The 16,143-nt window shown below is 73.1% G+C and carries 15 protein-coding genes and 1 pseudogene; 5 read left to right on the top strand and 11 right to left on the bottom strand.

The features are described from left to right. Positions 1 to 77: 77 nt before the first annotated feature. The 4 genes from ACIBBD_RS38480 to ACIBBD_RS38465 all read right to left on the bottom strand — a co-directional run bounded on the left by ACIBBD_RS38480 (position 78) and on the right by ACIBBD_RS38465 (position 6,363). A complete protein-coding gene (locus ACIBBD_RS38480; protein WP_399424636.1) occupies positions 78 to 2,642 on the bottom strand; it encodes a polynucleotide kinase-phosphatase in 2,565 nt (854 codons plus the stop codon). Then, a complete protein-coding gene (locus ACIBBD_RS38475) occupies positions 2,639 to 4,123 on the bottom strand; it encodes a 3' terminal RNA ribose 2'-O-methyltransferase Hen1 (RefSeq protein WP_399424634.1) in 1,485 nt (494 codons plus the stop codon). The genes ACIBBD_RS38480 and ACIBBD_RS38475 overlap by 4 nt, the downstream gene beginning before the upstream one ends. Before the next feature lie 139 nt (positions 4,124 to 4,262). Beyond that, on the bottom strand, positions 4,263 to 5,219 hold the full coding sequence (locus tag ACIBBD_RS38470; protein ID WP_399424632.1) for a DUF4232 domain-containing protein: 957 nt from the start codon (positions 5,217 to 5,219) through the stop codon (positions 4,263 to 4,265). Positions 5,220 to 5,439: 220 nt separating this feature from the next. Beyond that, positions 5,440 to 6,363: an LLM class F420-dependent oxidoreductase gene (locus ACIBBD_RS38465; protein WP_399424631.1), complete on the bottom strand. Its 924-nt coding sequence runs from the start codon at positions 6,361 to 6,363 to the stop codon at positions 5,440 to 5,442. A 240-nt stretch (positions 6,364 to 6,603) separates the two neighbouring features. On the opposite strand from ACIBBD_RS38465, the gene ACIBBD_RS38460 reads away from it, so the two are divergent. Beyond that, positions 6,604 to 6,765, top strand: coding sequence for a hypothetical protein (locus ACIBBD_RS38460; RefSeq protein WP_399424629.1), 162 nt, complete (start codon positions 6,604 to 6,606; stop codon positions 6,763 to 6,765). 56 nt (positions 6,766 to 6,821) lie between these two features. On the opposite strand, the gene ACIBBD_RS38455 is transcribed toward ACIBBD_RS38460, so the two are convergent. The 4 genes from ACIBBD_RS38455 to ACIBBD_RS38440 all read right to left on the bottom strand — a co-directional run bounded on the left by ACIBBD_RS38455 (position 6,822) and on the right by ACIBBD_RS38440 (position 9,807). Further along, positions 6,822 to 7,283: a DUF6099 family protein gene (locus ACIBBD_RS38455; protein ID WP_399424638.1), complete on the bottom strand. Its 462-nt coding sequence runs from the start codon at positions 7,281 to 7,283 to the stop codon at positions 6,822 to 6,824. Positions 7,284 to 7,481: 198 nt separating this feature from the next. Continuing rightward, positions 7,482 to 7,808 (bottom strand): nucleotide pyrophosphohydrolase, encoded by a 327-nt coding sequence (locus tag ACIBBD_RS38450; protein WP_399424627.1) that lies wholly within the window; start codon positions 7,806 to 7,808, stop codon positions 7,482 to 7,484. Beyond that, positions 7,805 to 9,304 carry an ATP-binding protein gene (locus tag ACIBBD_RS38445; RefSeq protein WP_399424625.1) on the bottom strand — a complete coding sequence of 500 codons (1,500 nt, stop codon included), beginning with the start codon at positions 9,302 to 9,304 and terminating at the stop codon, positions 7,805 to 7,807. Before ACIBBD_RS38445 ends, ACIBBD_RS38450 begins: the two co-directional genes overlap by 4 nt. A gap of 113 nt (positions 9,305 to 9,417) precedes the next feature. Beyond that, positions 9,418 to 9,807, bottom strand: a complete 390-nt coding sequence (locus tag ACIBBD_RS38440) for a cell division protein SepF (RefSeq protein WP_399424623.1) — start codon at positions 9,805 to 9,807, stop codon at positions 9,418 to 9,420. Positions 9,808 to 10,186: 379 nt separating this feature from the next. Between ACIBBD_RS38440 and ACIBBD_RS38435 the strand changes: the two genes are divergently transcribed. Continuing rightward, on the top strand, positions 10,187 to 10,348 hold the full coding sequence (locus tag ACIBBD_RS38435) for a hypothetical protein (protein ID WP_399424621.1): 162 nt from the start codon (positions 10,187 to 10,189) through the stop codon (positions 10,346 to 10,348). A gap of 6 nt (positions 10,349 to 10,354) precedes the next feature. On the opposite strand, the gene ACIBBD_RS38430 is transcribed toward ACIBBD_RS38435, so the two are convergent. Beyond that, positions 10,355 to 11,275: an NAD(P)-dependent oxidoreductase gene (locus tag ACIBBD_RS38430; protein ID WP_399424619.1), complete on the bottom strand. Its 921-nt coding sequence runs from the start codon at positions 11,273 to 11,275 to the stop codon at positions 10,355 to 10,357. A 140-nt stretch (positions 11,276 to 11,415) separates the two neighbouring features. On the opposite strand from ACIBBD_RS38430, the gene ACIBBD_RS38425 reads away from it, so the two are divergent. Then, complete coding sequence (locus tag ACIBBD_RS38425) at positions 11,416 to 12,012, top strand: TetR/AcrR family transcriptional regulator (RefSeq protein WP_399424617.1); 597 nt, start codon at positions 11,416 to 11,418, stop codon at positions 12,010 to 12,012. An 18-nt stretch (positions 12,013 to 12,030) separates the two neighbouring features. Here the strand turns inward: ACIBBD_RS38425 and ACIBBD_RS38420 are convergent, their stop codons facing one another. Next, complete coding sequence (locus ACIBBD_RS38420; protein ID WP_399424615.1) at positions 12,031 to 13,203, bottom strand: pyridoxal phosphate-dependent aminotransferase; 1,173 nt, start codon at positions 13,201 to 13,203, stop codon at positions 12,031 to 12,033. Between the two features lie 281 nt (positions 13,204 to 13,484). Continuing rightward, a pseudogene (locus tag ACIBBD_RS38415) lies at positions 13,485 to 14,665 on the bottom strand (polysaccharide lyase family 1 protein); the annotation flags it as partial. A 379-nt stretch (positions 14,666 to 15,044) separates the two neighbouring features. Here ACIBBD_RS38415 and ACIBBD_RS38410 point away from each other — a divergent pair. Both ACIBBD_RS38410 and ACIBBD_RS38405 read left to right on the top strand, forming a co-directional pair. Beyond that, entirely contained in the window at positions 15,045 to 15,626 is a 582-nt protein-coding gene (locus ACIBBD_RS38410; RefSeq protein WP_399424613.1) for a sugar O-acetyltransferase, read from the top strand. Between the two features lie 102 nt (positions 15,627 to 15,728). Beyond that, positions 15,729 to 16,143: helix-turn-helix domain-containing protein (locus ACIBBD_RS38405; RefSeq protein ID WP_399424611.1), on the top strand; the 415-nt coding region annotated here is incomplete at its 3' end.

Raw genomic sequence — 16,143 nt, 5'->3', positions numbered from 1 at the left:
GGGGGGGGGGGGGGGGGGGGGGGGGGGGGGGGGCGGGGGGGGGCCCGCCGCCCCCCCCCCCCCGCCCGCTCCCGTCCCTACAGCCTCGGGTCCACCGGCTCCGACTCCAGGGCCAGGACCGCGAACACCGCCTCGTGGACCCGCCACAGCGGCTCGCCCTCGGCCAGCCGGTCCAGGGCTTCCAAACCGAGGACGTACTCGCGGATCGCGAGCGAGCGCTTGTGGTTCAGGAAGCGCCCGCGCAGGCGGGTGAGGTTGTCGGGGCGGGTGTACTCCGGGCCGTAGATGATCCGCAGGTACTCACGGCCCCGGCACTTGATGCCGGGCTGGACCAGGCGGCCCTCGCTGCCGCGCACCAGCGCGCCGAGCGGCTTGACGACCATGCCCTCGCCGCCGCGGCCGGTCATCTCCAGCCACCAGTCGACACCGGCCCGCACCGACTCGGGGTCGGCCGTGTCGACGTACAGGCGGCGGGTGGTCTGCAGCAGGCCGGTGCTGTCGTGCTCCACCAGCCGGTCGAGGAGGGACAGCTGCTCGTCGTGGGGCAGCGCCGCCAGGCTGCGTCCCTGGACGGCGAGGATCTGGAACGGCGCCAGGCGTACGCCGTCCAGGCCGTCCGTGGTCCAGCAGTAGCGCCGGTACGCCGCCGTGAACGCGGCCGCGTCCGCGGAGCGTTCACGCTGGCGGGAGAGGAGGTCCGAGACGTCGACGCCCCGCGCCGCCGCCCCCTCCAGCGCGGCCAGCGCGCCCGGGAAGGCGGCACCCGACGCGGCGCCGACGGCCGCGTACTGCGAGCGCAGCAGGCCCGAGGCCTTGAGCGACCACGGCATCAGTTCGGCGTCCAGCAGGAGCCAGTCCGTGCCGAGCTCGTCCCACAGGCCGGCCTCGCCGACCGCGGCCCGCACCCGGCCGAGGATCTCCTCCGTGACCGTCCCGTCGTCGAAGAACGGGCGGCCGGTGCGGGTGTAGAGGGATCCGGTCGGGCCGTCGACGCCGAAGCGCCGGCGGGCGGCCTCCGCGTCCCGGCACACCAGGGCCACCGCCCGCGAGCCCATGTGCTTCTCCTCGCACACCACCCGCGCGACGCCGTCCGCCGCGTACTGCGCGAACGCCTCCGCCGGGTGCTCCAGGTAGCCCTCCACGTGCGAAGTCGCGGTGGGAGCCATGGTCGGCGGGAGGTACGGCAGCAGCCGCGGGTCGACGGCGAAGCGGCTCATGACCTCCAGGGCCGCCGCCGCGTTCTCCTCGCGCACCGAGACGCGGGCCTGGCCCTCGTAGCGGGTCTCCACGATCCGCCGGCCGTGCACGTCCGCCAGGTCCAGCAGCCGCCCGTCCTGCCCGCCCGGCGCCTCGGACCTCAGCGGCTTGGCCGGCTCGTACCAGACGCGCTCCGCCGGTACGTCGACCAGCTCCCGCTCCGGCCAGCGCAGCGCGGTCAGCTTGCCGCCGAAGACGGCGCCGGTGTCCAGGCAGATGGTGTTGTTGAGCCAGGTGGCCTCGGGCACCGGGGTGTGGCCGTAGACGACCGCGGCCCGGCCCCGGTAGTCCTCCGCCCACGGGTAGCGCACCGGCAGGCCGAACTCGTCGGTCTCACCGGTGGTGTCGCCGTACAGCGCGTGCGAGCGGACGCGGCCGGAGGTGCGGCCGTGGTACTTCTCCGGCAGGCCGGCGTGGCAGACGACCAGCTTGCCGCCGTCGAGGACGTAGTGGCTGACGAGGCCGTCGAGGAACGCGCGCACCTCGGCGCGGAACTCCTCCGTCTCGTGCTCCATCTGCTCGATGGTCTCGGCGAGGCCGTGGGTGTGCTGGACCTTGCGGCCGCGCAGGTACCGGCCGTACTTGTTCTCGTGGTTGCCGGGGACGCACAGGGCGTTGCCCGACCTGACCATCCCCATGACGCGGCGCAGCACGCCGGGGCTGTCCGGGCCGCGGTCGACGAGGTCGCCGACGAAGACGGCCTGCCGGCCCTCCGGGTGGACGCCGTCGACGTAACCCAGCTTGCCGAGCAGCGACTCCAGTTCGGAGGCGCAGCCGTGGATGTCGCCGATGATGTCGAAGGGGCCGGTGAGGTGGGTCAGGTCGTTGAAGCGCTTCTCGGTGACGACGGTGGCGTCCTCGACGTCCTCGACGCCACGCAGGACGTGGACCTTCCTGAAGCCCTCGCGCTCCAGGTGCCGCAGTGACCGCCGGAGTTCACGGATGTGGCGCTGGATGACCCGGCGCGGCATGTCGGCGCGGTCGGTGCGGGCCGCGTTGCGCTCGGCGCACACCTCCTCCGGCACGTCCAGCACGATCGCTATCGGCAGCACGTCGTACTGCCGGGCCAGGTCGACCAGCTGGCGGCGGGCGTCCTGCTGCACGCTGGTCGCGTCGACGACCGTGCGCCGGCCGGCCGCGAGCCGCTTGCCCGCGATGTAGTGCAGGACGTCGAAGGCGTCCCGGGTGGCGCTCTGGTCGTTCTCGTCGTCGGAGACCAGACCGCGGCAGAAGTCGGAGGAGATGACCTCGGTGGGTTTGAAGTGCCTGCGGGCGAAGGTGGACTTGCCCGAGCCGGAGGCGCCGACCAGCACCACGAGGGAGAGGTCGGTGACGGGCAGGACGCGGCCCTGCCTCCGCTCCGGAAGAACCTGTGTCTCGCTCATGCCGCCTTCGCCTCCTTCTCGTCCGGGGTCCTGGTGGTGGCCGGGCTCGTCTCGAAGACGGCCATCTGGGTGGGTGGTCCGACCTCGGGGTCGTCCGGGCCGACGGACCGGAACGCGACCTGGTAGCCGTGCCGTTCGGCCACCGCCGCCGCCCAGCCGCGGAACTCCTCACGGGTCCACTCGAAGCGGTGGTCGCCGTGCCGGACGTGCCCGGCGGGGAGGGTCTCCCAGCGGACGTTGTACTCGACGTTCGGGGTGGTCACCAGGACCGTGCGGGGGCGGGCCGCGCCGAACACCGCGTACTCCAGGGCGGGCAGCCGGGGCAGGTCGACGTGCTCGATCACCTCGCTGAGCACGGCGGCGTCGTAGCCCTTGAGCCGCTTGTCGGTGTAGGCGAGCGAGCCCTGGAGGAGCTGGACGCGGGAGGCCTGCCGCTCGCCCATGCGGTCCAGCTTCAGCCGCCGCGAGGCGATGGTGAGCGCCCGCATCGACACGTCGACGCCGACGATCTCGGTGAACCGCGCGTCCTTCAGCAGCGCCTGCACCAGCTGGCCCTGGCCGCAGCCGAGGTCGAGCACCCGGGCGGCGCCGGACTCCTGCAGTGCCGCGACGATCGCGTCCCGGCGCTGCACGGCGAGCGGGGTCGGCTTCTCCTCCGTCTCCCCCTCCGCCTCGACGGCGTTGTCGATCTCCTCGACCTCGCTGTCGTCGGCCTCGGCGAGCCGCACCAGCTCCAGCCGCTCCATCGCCTGGCGGGTCAGCGACCAGCGGCGCGACAGGTAGCGGCTGGTGATCAGCTTCTGCTCGGGGTGGCCGGGCAGCCAGCCCTCACCGGCGCGCAGCAGCTTGTCGACCTCGTCGGAGGAGACCCAGTAGTGCTTGGCGTCGTCGAGGACGGGCAGCAGGACGTACAGGTGCCGCAGGGCCTCCGCGAGGGTCAGCGCCTCGGACTCCAGGACGAGCCGTACGTACCGCGAGTCGCCCCACTCCGGGAACTCGGCGTCCAGCGCGACCGGTTCGGCGGTCACCGTCCAGCCGAGCGGCTCGAACAGACGCCGTACGAGGCCGGCGCCGCCGCGGGCGGGCAGCGCGGGCACCTCGACGCGCAACGGGCGCTTCTGGGCCGGGAGTTCGGGCTTGGCGGCGCACACGCCCCGCATGGCGCTGGAGAACACGCCGCTCAGCGCGACCGCGAGCAGGGAGGAGGCGGCGTACGGGCGGTCGTTGACGTACTGCGCGAGCGCCGCGTCGGGGGCGCCTCCGCGTCCCTTGCCCTTGCCGCGCCGGACCAGCGCCACGGCATCCACCTCCAGCAGGAGCGCCGCCGTGCAGCGCTGCGCGTCCGCCTCGGGGTAGAGGACGTGCGCCTTGCCATAGGAGGTGGAGAACGCCTGCGCCTTGTCGGGATGCTTGTGCAGCAGGAAACCCAGGTCCGTGGCGGGGCGTTCGGCTGTGCCGGTGGTGCTGATGGTCAGGAACATGCGGAGGGCCTCTCCGGCCGGTGGGTCGATGACGGGACGGTGGGCGCCGTGCGTGCGAAAGCCCCCAGGAGTGGTGATCCCGAGGGCCGGCAGGACGACGGTCTCACCATCGCACACCCCGCCCGACCGGCGCCGTTGTTTATTCGGGGCTGCCGGGCCGGCTGCTCGGGGGCTGCTCGGCAGCACGCTTCCACGGCCTGACGCCGAGCTGTCCGGTGGTTCCGAGGTCGAGGCGGGGGGTCACCGTGACGGGGTCGGCGCCGGCCTTCGCGCGGACCCGCACGTACGGGACGTCGACGGGCGTGCCGGACAGGGTGGTGTTGCGCCACACCAGGCCGGCGGTCGCCGTCTCGCCGGGCCGGAGGGTGACGGGCCGGGGCGGTTCGTCGGGCCCGGCCGCGGTGGTGATCTCGCCGCTGCCCTGGAGGATCCTGACGCCCTCGACCGGCTCGTGGTCCTCACCGAGGAGTTCCAGCAGCGGGTAGCCGTTGACCGTGTAGTCGCGCGTTCCGCAGTTCTCCAGGTGCAGGCCCACAACCCGCAGCCCCATGGCGGCGTCGCCCTGGTCGGCCGTGACCCGGATCCCGGACGGCGGGCACTCCCCCGCCGAGGACGGCGCCTCGTCGGCGGGCACCTTGGTCACCTCGGACACCTTCACCCGCGTCACCGGGGACGCGCCCGGTGGTAGGACGCCCAGCCGGACCGTTCCGCGCACCGTCTCGCCGGGGCCGACGTCGCGCACCGTCTCCCACTTGTTGCTCATGACCTCACCGCCGCTCGTCGTGAAGTCGAAGAGGACGCTGTACGTCAGCGCCTCGGTGCCCTGGTTGGTGACCTCGTAGGCGGCCAAGATGCCGGAGTCGGCCGGGAGGCTCTCGGCGGAGACCGAGAAGCTGCGCGAGGGCGAGGGCGAGGGGGACGGGATGGTGACCGCGGTGATCCGGACGCCGTCCATGCCCGGATCGGTGACCTGCGTGCGGGGCGGCGGGGAGGCCGCGCCGGGGCCGGTGTCCCCCGTACCGGCCCGTTCGGCGCCGCACGCGGTGAGCAGCAGGCAGGCGGCCAGGGCCGGGAGGAGGGGGGTGGGTCTGCGCATCCGGCCACCACATCAGCCACCCGCCCCAACGGCCGTGACGGACGCCACAGTTCCGGTCACAGGGCTGTCACAGGTGGGGGCGGGCCGCGGTGGGGCGGGACGGAGGGAGGGCCGGGCCACGGGCCGCCCGGCCCCGACCGGGACCCGGACATCGTGGTCCCGGACCGGGTCCCGGTCCGGGACCACGATGTCCGGGTCCGGGTCCGCGCGCCGTGCCGGGTCAGGGCAGCTGCGACTGCACCTGGGCCGAGATCAGCTCCAGGTGGTCCAGGTCGTGCAGGTCGAGAACCTGGAGGTAGATCCGGCGGGAGCCGATCGCGGCGTAGCGGCCGATCTTGTCGACGACCTCGGCGGGGGTGCCGGCCAGGCCGTTGCGCTTCAGCTCGTCGACCTCACGGCCGATCGCGGCGGCGCGGCGGGCGACCTCCTGGTCGTCCTTGCCGACACAGACCACGAGGGCGTTGGAGTACGTGATCGCGTCGGCGGCGCGGCCGGCCTCCTCGGCGGCGGCGCGCACCCGGCCGAACTGGCGCTCGCTGTCCTCGAGCGTGCCGAACGGCATGTTGAACTCGTCGGCGAACCGGGCGGCCAGTCGCGGCGTGCGGCTCGCTCCGTGGCCGCCGATCAGCACGGGAATCCTCGCCTGCGCGGGCTTGGGCAGCGCGGGCGAGTCCTTGAGGTCGTAGTACTCGCCGTGGAAGTCGAAGGTCTGGCCGGCCTTTGTGCCCCACAGCCCGGTGACGATCTCCAGCTGCTCCTCCAGGCGGCCGAACTTCTCCTTCGGGAAGGGGATGCCGTACGCCGTGTGCTCCTCCTCGAACCAGCCCGCGCCCAGGCCGAGTTCGACACGGCCGCCGGACATCTGGTCCACCTGCGCGACCTGGATGGCGAGGACGCCGGGCAGCCGGAAGGTGGCGGCGGTCATGAGCGTGCCGAGGCGGATGCGCTTGGTCTCCCGGGCGAGACCGGCGAGGGTGATCCAGGCGTCGGTGGGGCCCGGAAGTCCGTCCACGTCGCCCATCTTAAGGTAGTGGTCGGACCGGAAGAAGGCGTCGAAGCCCAGGTCTTCGGTGGCCTTCGCCACGGTGAGGAGGGTGTCGTAGGTCGCCCCCTGCTGGGGCTCGGTGAAGATGCGCAGATCCATGCTCTCCATCCTGCACTCCGGGCTTCCCGTCAACCCCACCGGTCCCCCGCCCCCGCCCGTCCCCGGTCGGGGTGAAAAACGTCAACTCCGAAGACGGGCCGCCGCCAAGGCCAGTGACCCGCCCCGACCATGATCGTTGGCTGGGCGGAGCCGGACCGCCCGGCGCCCGCGCCCGGCGGACAAGCGCCGGGGTGTCACGCACCGGCCTCTCCAGCGGGGCCGGGGCCCGAGGAGGCCGTCATGTCCGAGGAAACCGTTGGCTTCGCCGGTCAGCCGAAAGGGCTGCTGCAGCAGATGGAGGAGCTGATGGCGGCCCTGAACGCGGACCTGTCCGCGCTGGAGGACCTGCAGGCGACGGGCGGTCCGGCGCGCTCCCGTGTCGACGAGGGTGACGCGGACTGAGTCCCGCTGCTCCGGGGGCCGCCGCCCCCAGGCACCCGCCCGGCCCGCCGCTGTCCTCATCTCTCGGGCAGCGCACCCTCTCTCGCCGCCAGCTTCCGCAGCATCTCCAGGACCCGGTCCCTGGACTCGTCCGCCGCGTCGATGGCCTCCATGCACTGCCAGTACGTGCCCTCGTCGCCCGCGGCGCTGGCCACGCCGACGAGGGCGATGCCGACCTCGCCGAGCAGACCGCCGAGGCAGAGCAGGGCCTCACGGGCGTCGTCCAGCTCGGTGAGCTGGGCGGCGCGCAGGTCCCCGGGATCGAGGTCCGGTGCGTCCAGCACACCGCACCCTCTGCCGGCCAGCTCGGTCAGACCCAACGCCTCACCGCGCAGTTCCGGCGGGCCGGAGACCGCGAGCCGACTGCCGATCGCCTGGGCCAGCGCCTGGGCCTGCCACACCTCCTCCAGCGTCCGGGGCCCGTCGTCGCTGCTCGCGAGAGCACGCCTGCTCGTCAGGATGAGCCGCACCGCGTCCATGCGCCGCCCCCGTCCGTCCCGACGTGCTTCTCGCACGTCCGTCACTCGAACTCTTTTCTCCACTACCCAGAGTGAGGGCCCGTGGTGCGAAAAGCCAGAGGAAGACGGAAATCTGTGGACAACAAATCGGTTTCGAGCGGTCCGGCGACTTCGGAGAGTAATAACGGAGGGCTTGATTCCGATTGTGGTGTCAGAGCGTCAGGGTGCCGGGAATCTCCGCTCGTTGCGGTCGATCTTCGCGTCCAGCGCCGTCAGCGGATCGATCCCGAGCACCTCGCACAGTTGCAGCAGATACGCGAGCACGTCGGCGACCTCGTCCGTCACCCGGTGGGCGGTGTCCGGGTCGTCCATCACGCGGGCCGACTCCTCCGGCGTCAACCACTGGAAGATCTCGACCAGTTCGGAGGCCTCCACGCTGAGCGCGGAGACGAGGTTCTTGGGGGTGTGGTACGGCTGCCAGTTCCGCGCGGCCGCGAACTCCGCCAGCCTGCGCTGCAGCTTCGCCACGTCGAGGTGTTCTGTCACGGGTCCAGGTGTACCACCGTGACGCCGGCGGTCCCGGCGGCCCAGGAGGCGTCGCTCACCGCCCCGACGCAGCGAATGTGCCCGCGCTCGCCCATCCGGACCGCGAGCCGCAGCAGTTCCCGGCGCTGCCGTACGTCCAGTGCGTTCTCGAAGCCGTCGGCGAGGACGGTGAGGGCACGCATCGCGTCGGGGACCTCGCCGGGCGGGTCGACGTCCAGGACGCCGGGGCCGGTGAGCAGCACCAGGGCGAGCGCGAGGTAGCGCAGTTCACCGTCGCCCAGGCGGGCCAGCGCGGTGCGCGGGGCGGTGCCCCGGTCGAGCAGGGCGCGGACGGTGCCGTCGCCGAGGGGTTCGGCGAGCACGTCGGTCACCGGTCCGGCGCAGCCGGCCCGCACCGCGTCGACGAGCCGCGCGTGGCGCCGGGTGCACTCCGCGCGGGTGCGGAAGAGGACGTCGGCGAGGTTGTCGCAGGTGCCGAGCAGCCGGCCGGCCCCGGCGGGCACGGGGGCGCGCATCCGCTCGGGCCGCGGGTCGCAGGCGAAGACGGAGCGCAGGGCCACCAGCATCTGTTCTGCGGCGGCGAGCACATGGCGCTGTCCGTCGGTCTTGCCGGCGACGCGCAGCGGGAGCAGCGCGGTGCCCAGGCGGTCGTCGGGCAGCGGGGCGCGGGTGACCGGCGAGGCACCGGCGGTGTGCCAGGCGGCCTGCACCGCGCGCCGTCCCGGGTCGCGCAGGGCCGTCTCCAGCAGCACGAGCCCGCCGGCGCTCAGCCGCTCGCCCACGATGCGCAGGTCGGGTTCGGCCTGGACGGCGAGGTCGAGCCGGACCGGACCCGCGGGGCCGTCGGCCGTGCAGCCGATCCGGAACCCGCGACGGCGCTGGGCATCGGGACGCGCCCCGTCCGGCACGCAGGCGACCGGATCCGGGAACACCTCCTCGAGCCCGGCGCCACCACCGAGCCGGGCCAGCGCCTCGTACGCCCGCAGCGCGGTCGTCTTCCCGCTGCCACTGGCCCCGGCGAGGAGAGTGACCGGCCCGAGCGAGAACCTGACCCCCCGGTGCCGCCCGAACGCCGACAACCGCAGCTCGGTGAGACAGGACCGCGGGGGTCCCTGCCGGGGGAGGGTGGCGGGCGGCTGTCCGGTGGCGGGGGTGCGGGAGGCGGCGGGGGCGACACATGGCGCGTCGGCGAGGACGGGAAGGGCGTCGGCGAGGACGGGCGGGGCGTCGGCGGGCGGTCGCTTCCCGGACGGGGCGGGGTCGCGACCTGCGGGCGGCCGGTGGTTGGAACCGGCACGGTCGCCACCGGCGGGCGGACGCTCTCCGGGCCGGGCCCGGTCACCGCCGACGGCCGGCCGCCCCTCGGACCCGCCCGCGCCGGGGCTCTCGCCGGGCGGGGCGTGGGAGGTGTTCTTCGACGGGTCTCGTGCGGTCGTCGCGGAGAGGGAGGCGGCGGAGGAGGACAAGGGCGCGGAGGATGCGGGCGGCACGGCCATACGCGGACCGTAGGGCTCCGGTCGTGGGGTGAACCGTTCCGCCCTCGGGAGCTTCCTACGAACGGGCGATGGCGGGGGTGGACAGGGGCCCCCGCCGGTCGCGCCGTGCCGCCTCAGACGCCCGGAACCCCCGCTCCCTCCATGATGCCGCTCACCTCGGTCCCCGGCGGGGTCAGCAGGAACACGTTCCGGTCGACCCGGTGCATCCCGCTGGCCAGGCCGAAGACGACGCCGGTGGAGAAGTCCAGGACGCGCTTGGCGACCTCGGTCTCCGCGCCGGTGAGGTCGAGGAGGACGGGGATGCCCGCCATCAGCGTTTCGGCGACCTCGCGGGCGTCCGCGAAGACGTTGACCCGCAGGACGACGAACCGGCGTCGGGTCTCCGTCTCGGCGTCGGGCAGCGCGCGGTGGCCCACCGCCGACGGCCACGCGTCCCGGCCGCGCAACGGAACGACCTGAGCGAGCCCTTCCCACTGTTCATCGGTGACGTCGTAACGGTTCACCGGCCACCCCCGAACTGACTCGCACTCAATGCCTGCACCAGCCAATTCTTACGCCAAGTCACCCGTTCGGCCCAACAGCGACACGGACCGCGACCGTCCCCGCGCCAACTCCCCTGCTCATGGCCCCGCTCTCGCCGGCCGGCCGCTACACGCGACCGTCGGCGCGCCGCAAGGGGAGTGCGGTCGTCACCAGGGTCAGGTCACGCATCATGCCCAGCTGGTTCGGTCCATGCCGAACTCGGCACGGTCCACGGTGAACCCGGCGCCGGCGCGAGGGCGTCGGCGCTCGCGTCGCTCGGCCGCGCGGTGAAGGAGTGCGGCCTGCTGACGCCGCGCACGGTCAGCCGACCGGAGACCTGGACGGGGCCGCCACCGGACGGTGACCCTCGCCGAACTGCTCACCGAGCGCAGCCCGGGCTACGAGCCGCCGCGGGTCCCGGCCCGCGCCGCCCCCGCCCTCGTGGCCGCGGCGGAAGCGGTGAGGCACGGCGGTCCGTCCGCCGTTCGTCTCCTCCTCGTCCTCGGCCCGCCGGGCCGGTGATCCTTCTCAGCCCGCCGTCCCCGTGGGCCGGCCCTCCGCGGAGCCGTGGTGGCTCAGACCCTCGGTCCGGGACTCCAGGGCGCGCAGGACGGCCACCATGTCCTCAGCGCCGTGCCCCTGGGCCACGGTCTCGGCGAAGAGGGTGTGGCAGACGTCGAGGAGGGGAGAGGCCAGGCCGGCTCCGCGGGCGGCTTCCGCGATCAGGCGGTTGTTCTTCAGGACGTCGGCGGCGGCGGCCTGGACGGCGAAGTCGCGGGCCAGCAGCTTGGGTGCCTTCATCCGCGAGACGGCACTGGCCATCGGGCCCGCGTCCAGGACGTCCCGGAGCAGTCGTCGGTCGAGTCCGTGCCGGTCGGCGAAGTGGAACGCCTCGGTCAGGCCGGTGACCAAGGTGATGAGGAACAGGTTCACCGAGAACTTCATCAGCAGGGCGCCCGGGACCGCTCCGCAGCCGAACGCCTCCCGGCACATCGGGTCGAGCAGCGGCCGTACGGCCGCGACGGCGTCGTCGTCACCGGCCAGCATGGCCACCAGCTGTCCCTGTTCCGCCGGCACCCGGGAGCCGGAGACGGGAGCCTCGACGTAGCGCCCGCCGGCCGCCCGGAGATCGTCCTGCAGCCCCTGCGAGTACACCGGCGCGGTCGTGCCCATGTGGACGACGGTGCGGCCGGTGACGCGCGCGGCGAAGTCCGGGGTGCCGCGGGCCAGGACCGCGTCGATCGCTGTCTCGTCGGCCAGCATGAGGATCACGACCTCGGCGCGGCCGAAGACGTCGGCGGGGTCCGCCGCGACCTCGGCCCCGGCGGCCCGCAGCGGTGCGCACCGGGCGGGCGTGCGGTTCCATACGAGCAGGGGCGTCCCCGCGCGGGCGAGGTTGAGCGCCATGGGCTGCCCCATGACACCGAGGCCGACGAAACCCACGTACACGACGCACCACCGTTTCCGGCCCCCGCGGAGCCGAGCCGTCACCGTCACCGGCCTATGACAGCGGTCATAGTAGTCGTCCCTATGACGGTGGTCATAGGCTGGCGCCCGGGGATCGGGGAACGGCTGGCGGGAGGTCGGGGATGGCGGTGTCCGAACGGGGGCCACGGGAGCGGATGGTCTTCAGCGCGGCCCAGCTCATCCGCCGCGACGGGGTCGCCGCCACGGGGATGCGGGAGGTCGCCGCCCACGCCCGGGCGCCGCGCGGTTCGCTCCAGCACTACTTCCCGGGCGGCAAGGAGCAGCTCGTCAACGAGGCGGTGGGCTGGGCGGGCCGGTACGCGGCCGACCGGGTCGCGCGTTTCCTCGCCGCCCTGCCGGAGCCGACGCCCGGCGCACTGTTCGCCGAGATGGTGCGGCAGTGGACCGACGAGTACGGGACCGCCGGCTTCGCGGGCGGCTGCCCCGTGGCCGCCGCGACCGTGGACTGCGCGCAGTCCACGGTGTCCACGCGCAAGGCCGCGGCCGCCGCGTTCGCCGCCTGGAGCGGGCCGGTGGCCGGGGCGCTGGTGGACATGGGCGTACCCGGGGAGCGGGCCGACGCGCTCGCCACGCTCATGATCAGCGCGCTGGAGGGGGCCGTCCTCATCGCCCGGGCCGAACAGGACGTGCGGGCCCTGACGACGGTGGCCCGGGAGCTCGGCCCCGTCCTCGACGCCGCGGTGGGCGGGGCCGGCTGACCGCCCGCCCCGCCCGGTTCAGCGCACCGCGGCCACGAACTTCTCGAGCCGGGCGATCCCCTCCCGCAGCTCGTCGGCCGACGCCGCGTACGAGAGCCGTACGTGTGTCTCCGCCGTGTGCACACCGAAGTCGCGGCCCGGGGTGAGGGCCACGTGCGCCTCCCGCAGAGCGCGTTCGCAGAACTGCCAGGAGGTGAGTCCGGTGCCGGTGACGTCGAAGTACACGTAGAACGCGCCGTCGGGCGGGACGGGGACCGGCAGGCCGATCCGGTCGAGGCCGTCGAGGACGATCGCGCGCCGCCGGGCGAACTCGGCGCGGCGGTCCTCGCAGACGGCGAGGGACTCGGGGGTGAAGCAGGCCAGGGCGGCGTGCTGCGCGGGAGTGGAGGCGCAGAGGAAGTAGTTCTGGGCCAGGCGCTCCACCGCCGGCGCGAGAGGTCCGGGGACGACGCACCAGCCCAGGCGCCAGCCGGTCATGCCGAAGTACTTCGAGAAGCTGTTGATGACGACGGCGTCGGGGTCGTACGACAGCGCGCTGCGCGGTGGCCCGCCCCGGTCGTCGTCACTGAGGTTCAGGTAGATCTCGTCGACGATCCGCCACGCGTCGCGCCCGCGCGCGAGGTCGCAGAGCGCGGCGAGCTCGTCGGCCGGGACGGAGGTGCCGGTCGGGTTGGAGGGGGTGGCGATCATCAACCCGCGGGTGCTGTCGGTCCAGTGCGCGCGCACGGACGCCGCGTCCAACTGGAAGCGGGTGCCGGCCGTGGTGGGCACCAGGGTGACGCGCGCGCCGAAGCTCTCGACGATCTGCCGGTTGCAGGGGTACGACGGGTCCGCGATGAGCACCTCGTCCCCGGGGTCCACGAGGGCGGCGGCGGCCAGCACCAGCGCGGCCGAGGCACCCGCGGTGACGACCACCCGCGCCGGATCGACCTCGACACCGTGCCGGTCGAGGTAGAACCGCGCGATCGCCTCCCTCAGGGCGGGCAGCCCGAGTGCCGCGGTGTAGGCCATGGGCCTGCCGTCCATGACCTCGCGCATCGCGTCCCGTACGGCCGGGGGCGCGCCGAAGTCGGGTTCGCCGAGGTTGAGTTTGACGACGTGGTGGCCCTGGGCCTCCAGCGCTGCGGCGTGCTTGCCGAACTCCATGGCGTAGAACGGGGCGACGGCCCGTGCGCGGTGCGAGAACCTCATGTCGCGGCCTCCGGCTCGATGACGGTCAGGTGTCAGGACGAACCGGTTGGCCGGACCGTCGGTGCCATGGTGACCGACGGCCCGCACCACCGTGCCGGCGAGGGCACCTCGGGTCTCAGTTCCGGGAGCCGGTCCCGTCCGCGGCCGCTCGCTCGTCCACCCGCGCCCGGCGCAGGGGGAGGACGCCGATGAGCGCGATCCGCAGGACGGCACGCGGTTCGACGTGGAAGGCGCGGCCACCGGACGACCCGGGGCGGGGCCACCAGAGGCGACCCCACGCCGGGACCGTCCTCCCGGACCGGTCCCGGCGTGGGGTCAGTGGTCCCTGGCCGGGGGCCGTCCCTGTCGGTGTCCCCCGCTAGCAGCTGCCGTCCGACACCTGCAGGCCCTTGTTGGCACCGGCCGTCCGGCTCACGATGCCCGGCACGCAGCCGGCCGCGTCGAGGCTGTAGGGGTACGGGATGGCGACCGTGGTCGTGGACTGGGGGTTGGGCCCCGCCGGGCGGTTCTCACTGCCGGGGCTGGACCAGGTCACGTTGTCGAAGATGTTGCCGCTGACCTGCCAGTAGCCGACCGCGTCGGTGTAGAAGGTGCCCAGGACGTCCTTGGAGTCCTCGAAGTAGTTGCTGTCCACCTTGGCGCGCGCGCCGGCCCGGGAGTTGATGCCGGACTCGTTGAGGCTGACGTAGTGGTTGTTGTACATGTGGGCGGTGCCGCCACGCAGCAGGGGCGCACGGGAGTCGATGTTCTCGTACCGGTTGTGGTGGTACGAGATGAAGCTGTTCGACAGGTCGCTCTCACTGGACCCGACGAGGCCGCCGCGGCCGGAGTTGCGCAGGACGCTGTAGGACAGGGTCACGTACTGGGTGTTGTCCTTCATGTCGAAGAGGCCGTCGAACCCCTCCGCCTCCCCTCCGGACGCCTCCAGCGTGACGTGATCGACCCAGACGTTGCGGACGTTGCGCTCCATGCCGATGGCGTCACCGCCGTTGGACGTGGGGGAGCCCGACTTCTTGACGTTCCGGACGGTCACGTTCTGGATGACGATGTTGCGGGCGTCACGTATGTGGATGCCCAACTGGTCGAAGACGGCACCGCCCCCGACACCGACGATCGTGACGTTGCTGATCTCCTTCAGCTCGATCACACCGGCGGCGGTGTTGCAGCTGCTGCCCGACACCTTGGTGGTGTTGCCGTGGTTGATGGTTCCCTCGACCTGGATGGTGATCGGGGTGCTGCTGCTGGCACGGGCGCACAGGGCCGCGTGGATCGCGGTTCCCGTGGTGGCCCGCACCGTCTGCCCGCCCGCACCGCCGGTGGTGCCGCCGTTCTGGGTCGCGTAGCCGGTGACGCTGCCGGTCGCCGCCGACGCCTCGGGCGTCGACAGCACCGCACCGGTCGCGGCCGTCAGGGCCATCGTGGCCAGCGCCGCACAGAGTCGCGCTGTGACTGGTCGCCTCATCTCGCCTCCCCATTCGCCTTCGCATGCTGGGTGTCGACCTGCCGATGAGCAGGCCGCTTGTTCCTCGGCGCGACGAGGCGATGGTTCGTCCGGGTGAACGGCCCGGATGTGCGGGTGCCGCGTCGCAGCGGAGGAAAGCGCTTTCCCGGGACGGTAGGGGCGTTGCCGTGGACGCGTCAATATACGTGTACTTGATTTCTATTCATCAGTATGAACGGCATTCGCGGACTCCACGCCCTCCCGACCAGCCGGGGTACTGGCGGAACCGCCGCCACCCGAGTCTCGCCCCTGCCTTCGCCACCTGCTCCCGGCCAAAGCGCCCCCGGGTCCCCCATCCGCGGAGCGTACGTTCGTACACTCCAAGCGATACGAGGTCCGCATGTCGACGGATCACTTCGCGGACGACCCGCGCACGAACCTCGAGCGCATGCAGGCGGGCGACCTCTACATCGCCGACGACCCCGAGATCGCCCGCCGCCAGCAGCGGGCGGTAAGCCTGGCCGCCCGCTACCAGGCCGCCTACGCCGAAGACACCGACGCCGCCCGTCCGATCCTGGCCGAGCTGCTCGGCACGCTCGGGGACGAGGCGCACGTGCGTCCGCCGCTGTACGTCGACTACGGCAGCGACATCACCGTCGGCGCCCGGACCTTCGCCAACTACCACCTCACCGCGCTGGACGTCGCGGCCATCACCATCGGCGAGGACTGCCAGATCGGCCCGAACGTCCAGCTGCTCACCCCCACCCACCCGCCGGAGCCGCGGCCCCGCCGCGACAAGCTGGAAGCCGCGAAGCCGATCACCATCGGCGACAACGTCTGGCTCGGCGGCGGAGTGGTCGTGTGCCCCGGGGTGACCATCGGCGACAACTCCGTCATCGGCGCCGGAGCCGTCGTCACCAGGGACATCCCCGCGAACGTCATCGCCGTCGGCAACCCCGCCCGAGTGGTGCGCAGCCTCTAGGTGTATTGATCACGAGCGTTGTCGACACTCGCCGGTGCTTGATCATGGCGAAGACCTCCGATGTGGTGGAGCTGTCTAGGACTGCACCGCACGGAGGTCTTCGTGTCCCACCGTAATGCCCGGCTGACCGTTCACGGCAGGCGGCTGCTCGTCGAGCGTGTCCGTTCCGGCCGTCCCGTCGCCCATGCCGCGGCGGAAATGGGCATCTCCCGCACCACGGCGCACAAGTGGGTGCGCCGGTGGAGACAGGAAGGGGAAGCCGGGCTGGCCGACCGTTCCAGCCGCCCTCACAGGACGCCGCACCGGACCTCGGCCGCCACCGAGGCGCGTGTGTGCAGACTGCGGCAGGACCGCAAGCTGGGCCCCGCACGCATCGGACCGGTCCTGGGCCTGCCCGCCTCGACGGTGCACCGCGTCCTGGTCCGCCACGGCCTGAACCGCCTGTCCTTTCTGGACCGGCCCACCGGCCAGGTCATCCGCCGCCACGAACGGGACCGGCCCGGCGAACTCATCCACG

The sequence above is a fragment of the Streptomyces sp. NPDC051315 genome (assembly GCF_044455165.1).
Taxonomy (GTDB): Bacteria; Actinomycetota; Actinomycetes; order Streptomycetales; family Streptomycetaceae; genus Streptomyces.
The sequence above is the reverse complement of the archived record's forward strand: the minus strand, read 5'-3'. Positions and strand labels throughout refer to the sequence as shown.

Bases quoted from the DNA above. Each gene is read 5' to 3' on its own strand.
- ACIBBD_RS38410 (WP_399424613.1), top strand. From the start codon at position 15,045: ATGTCGACGGATCACTTCGCGGACGACCCGCGCACGAACCTCGAGCGC.
- ACIBBD_RS38455 (WP_399424638.1), bottom strand. From the start codon at position 7,283: ATGGACGCGGTGCGGCTCATCCTGACGAGCAGGCGTGCTCTCGCGAGC.
- ACIBBD_RS38460 (WP_399424629.1), top strand. From the start codon at position 6,604: ATGTCCGAGGAAACCGTTGGCTTCGCCGGTCAGCCGAAAGGGCTGCTG.
- ACIBBD_RS38480 (WP_399424636.1), bottom strand. From the start codon at position 2,642: ATGAGCGAGACACAGGTTCTTCCGGAGCGGAGGCAGGGCCGCGTCCTG.
- ACIBBD_RS38425 (WP_399424617.1), top strand. From the start codon at position 11,416: ATGGCGGTGTCCGAACGGGGGCCACGGGAGCGGATGGTCTTCAGCGCG.
- ACIBBD_RS38445 (WP_399424625.1), bottom strand. From the start codon at position 9,304: ATGGCCGTGCCGCCCGCATCCTCCGCGCCCTTGTCCTCCTCCGCCGCC.
- ACIBBD_RS38470 (WP_399424632.1), bottom strand. From the start codon at position 5,219: ATGCGCAGACCCACCCCCCTCCTCCCGGCCCTGGCCGCCTGCCTGCTG.
- ACIBBD_RS38420 (WP_399424615.1), bottom strand. From the start codon at position 13,203: ATGAGGTTCTCGCACCGCGCACGGGCCGTCGCCCCGTTCTACGCCATG.
- ACIBBD_RS38475 (WP_399424634.1), bottom strand. From the start codon at position 4,123: ATGTTCCTGACCATCAGCACCACCGGCACAGCCGAACGCCCCGCCACG.
- ACIBBD_RS38465 (WP_399424631.1), bottom strand. From the start codon at position 6,363: ATGGATCTGCGCATCTTCACCGAGCCCCAGCAGGGGGCGACCTACGAC.